Source organism: Clostridium sp., from assembly GCF_051656525.1.
In the GTDB taxonomy this organism is placed as follows: Bacteria; Bacillota; Clostridia; order Clostridiales; family Clostridiaceae; genus Clostridium.
Map to the genome: position 1 here is coordinate 1 of NZ_JBOGCC010000095.1, position 3198 is coordinate 3198.

Consider the following 3198-nt stretch of genomic DNA (forward strand, 5'->3'; position numbering starts at 1 on the left):
ACGAAGTCTAGCAAAGCTTTGAGCTAGAGGGGTATTTATGAAGCTAGTGAATGGAACGTTTGTCTATAGATGTCTCCAGGAGCGAAATTTAAATTATAGACTACGCTCGTAGAAAGCTGGACGGAGCCACTTTCGGACACGGGTTCGACACCCGTCATCTCCACCATGACAAGCTGTGATACTTAGTATCACAGCTTTTTTGCGTTCTTTTTCATGAAAATACTCTAATTAATAAGAGAAGAAATTCAAAATAAAATTTAATCAGAATAATCTTAGATTTACTTTAAAGACATAAATTCATTATAGAAATCTTCTTTTAATCTAACCATTTCAGGCGTATACTTTCCATTTCTAGGAGTTAAATCTTTATACTTAGTAATAATAAGATTAGCTCTAGATCTTCTTAAAGGAGTAATTAAATAAGGATAAATAGAATCAAGAAAATAGATAGCATCATCTCTCTTTAAAGTAAACTCATAATAATCCTTATACTCATCTAAACTATGGCCTTTTCTTCTTCTAATAGAACCCCTTCCTAAAGTATTATAGATATACTCTAAAAGCTCTAAAGCAGTAGAACTAATAGATACATTAGGAGAAGGAAACTTAGAATTGTTATCCTTTAAAAGCATAATACTGCCCTTACTCTCAATTATTCCAGCTATATAAGCTTTTTCAGATTCAGTCATAAAATCACCTCTAATAATATTATTTACTAAAAAAAGAAAAGTATGTAAGGTATAGTTTAAAATTTGAGAAAATACATAAATTAATAATATTAAATGAAAAAGAGGAAGACATATGAAAAAGTATAAAGAAAATGATGATTATTTTTTGAAAATAGATGATGAGAAAAAGGCATATTGGTTAGGATTCTTATATGCAGATGGATGTGTCAGTATCAATGGAGAAAAGAAAAATAAATATACAGTTATTTTGCAATTACATCCGGCAGATAAATATATATTAGAACTTTTTTTAGAGGATATTGAATCTAATAGAAAGGTAAGTATAGACAAAAAGGGATATGTATCTATAAGAGTTGGAGGAAAGAGATTTTCAGAAAGCTTAATAAGACTTGGATGTGTACAGAAAAAATCATTGATACTAGAATTTCCAAGTGATGAAATAGTACCACAAGAATTTAAAAAGGACTTTATAAGAGGATATATGGATGGCGATGGTTGTATATCTGTATATGCAAAGGAGAGAAAAAATACATTGAAAAAAGAAATGTACTGTGAAATTAAATTTATTGGAACTTTTAGTATGATAGATGGAATTAGAAAGTTTTTTAAATCATCAAAAAAAGTATTAGTAAATAAACATTCGCCATCAACTTGTCAAATTAGTTTTGCAGGTCGTAAGTATAAAGAAATAGTGGAATTACTGTATAGTAATGCAGAAAGATATTTAGTTAGAAAAAAAGAGAAATGGAATATGTATAAAAGATATATGTATGGAATAGACAATAAAATAATGACAACTAATGAATTTATTACTATAAATAAAATGGAGATAAAGAAAAGAGAAAATAAAAAAATAGAAGAAGTATTGATTAACAAGAATGAGGAATTAAAAGAAAAAAATAAAAAATATAAGATGATAAAATTAAATAAATATAAGCTAGTTAAGGAAAATAAAGAAATAGAAAAATATCAAATAGAAAAAAACATAAACTGTGAAAATAAAAATCCAAAAGAGGTTTTAAAAGAAGAATTACTATATTTGAAAGAAAGAGTTATCAAGAAAAATGAGAAAGAAGAAAAGATATACATAATAGATAATAAAAAATGGAAAAGAAATTTAAAAAATAAAATAGTAGAACAATATAGCTTAGATGGAGAGCTTATAAAGGTTTGGGAAAACGTTAGTGAAATAGCAGTAGCATACAACACAACAAGCAAAGCAATAAGAAAAGTGTGCAATAAAGAAAGGAAAAGTTGCAAAGGATATGTATGGAAATATAGAGAAGGAATCATAAGAAAAAAATGCGATAAAATAGCCCAATATACAATGGAAGGAATACTAATAAAAGAATGGGAAAGTGTTCTAAAAGCAGCAGAATATTATAATGTTACAGAACAAGCAATTAGAAGAGCAGTTACAGGAAAATATAAAAGTAGTTGTGGATTTAGATGGAAAAAGGTATCTGTTTTATAGAGTGAGGTAGATAAGTAAAGTATAATAAGCATTTCAAAATAATTCCAAATTTGCAAGGGGTTTGTACTGGGCGCTTTAGGTCCCAGTTGCTTAGAAGTATGTAAAAAGGAATTTACTAAAGACTTAAAAGTAGAAGATTTAACTCTAGTAAACAAGTCATTTATTGCTTCAGATTATGAAGAAACAGAAAGTGATATAGTTTATAAAGCTAAGATAGGTGATATAGAGGCAATATTTTACATACTTTTAGAATTTCAATCTAGAGTAGATTATAGAATGCCATTAAGATTACTATTTTACGTTGTAGAAATTTTAAGAGAGTTTTCTAAGAATGAAAACCATAAAAAGACTGATAAGAATATAAAGATACCAGCAGTTGTGACTATAGTTTTATATAATGGAAACCAAGTTTGGGATGTGCCAACAGAATTTAGAAGAATGTTTTATAATGAAGAGAAATTTCATAGTGGAATTTTAAACTTTGCATATGATATATTTGATGTAAATAATGGTTTTACAAAAGAAGAACTACTAGAACATAAAAATGTTACATCAGCAATATTTTTATTAGACCAAAAGATAACTGCAATGGAATTCATGAATAGAATAAAAGATATAGCACTATTCTTTGATGGATTGAGTGAAGAAGAATTAAAAGCAATAAAACATTGGATAAAAAATACTACTGAAGAAAGACTAGCAAATAATGCATTTATGCTAAAAGAATTAAAAGATGAAGGGAAAAAAGAAAAACAAATAGAGATAGCGAAAAATCTTCTTGATGTGTTAGAAGATGAAATAATTGCTAAAAAGACTGGATTAAATATAGAAGAAGTAATTAAATTAAGAAAAGAATATTTGAAAAGATAAGAGGAAGTCAGTACTTAAAGGTGCTTGCTTTTTAATATGGTAGGTTTTGTGAGGTTTCATGATATAATGAGGAAAAGTATATTTTAGGAGAGATTATGAAGAGTAGTTGGAGTGAAAAATGGTGTGAGGATTTAGAGGTTTTTAGGGTTAAGTTAATTGAGGGGC

At 27.4% G+C, this 3198-nt stretch carries 3 protein-coding genes and 1 other RNA gene; 3 read left to right on the forward strand and 1 reads right to left on the reverse strand.

What is annotated here, in order from left to right; genetic code table 11:
* Positions 1 to 166, forward strand: a transfer-messenger RNA (tmRNA) gene (ssrA, locus tag ACRDDY_RS04345); the annotation flags it as partial.
* 112 nt (positions 167 to 278) lie between these two features.
* Here the strand turns inward: ssrA and ACRDDY_RS04350 are convergent.
* Positions 279 to 689 (reverse strand): LAGLIDADG family homing endonuclease, encoded by a 411-nt coding sequence (locus ACRDDY_RS04350; RefSeq protein WP_438563747.1) that lies wholly within the window; start codon positions 687 to 689, stop codon positions 279 to 281.
* Positions 690 to 801: 112 nt separating this feature from the next.
* Here ACRDDY_RS04350 and ACRDDY_RS04355 point away from each other — a divergent pair, with 112 nt between their 5' ends.
* Both ACRDDY_RS04355 and ACRDDY_RS04360 read left to right on the forward strand, forming a co-directional pair.
* On the forward strand, positions 802 to 2163 hold the full coding sequence (locus ACRDDY_RS04355) for a hypothetical protein (protein WP_438563748.1): 1362 nt from the start codon (positions 802 to 804) through the stop codon (positions 2161 to 2163).
* Positions 2164 to 2229: 66 nt separating this feature from the next.
* Positions 2230 to 3033 (forward strand): Rpn family recombination-promoting nuclease/putative transposase, encoded by an 804-nt coding sequence (locus tag ACRDDY_RS04360; protein WP_438563749.1) that lies wholly within the window; start codon positions 2230 to 2232, stop codon positions 3031 to 3033.
* Positions 3034 to 3198: the final 165 nt, after the last annotated feature.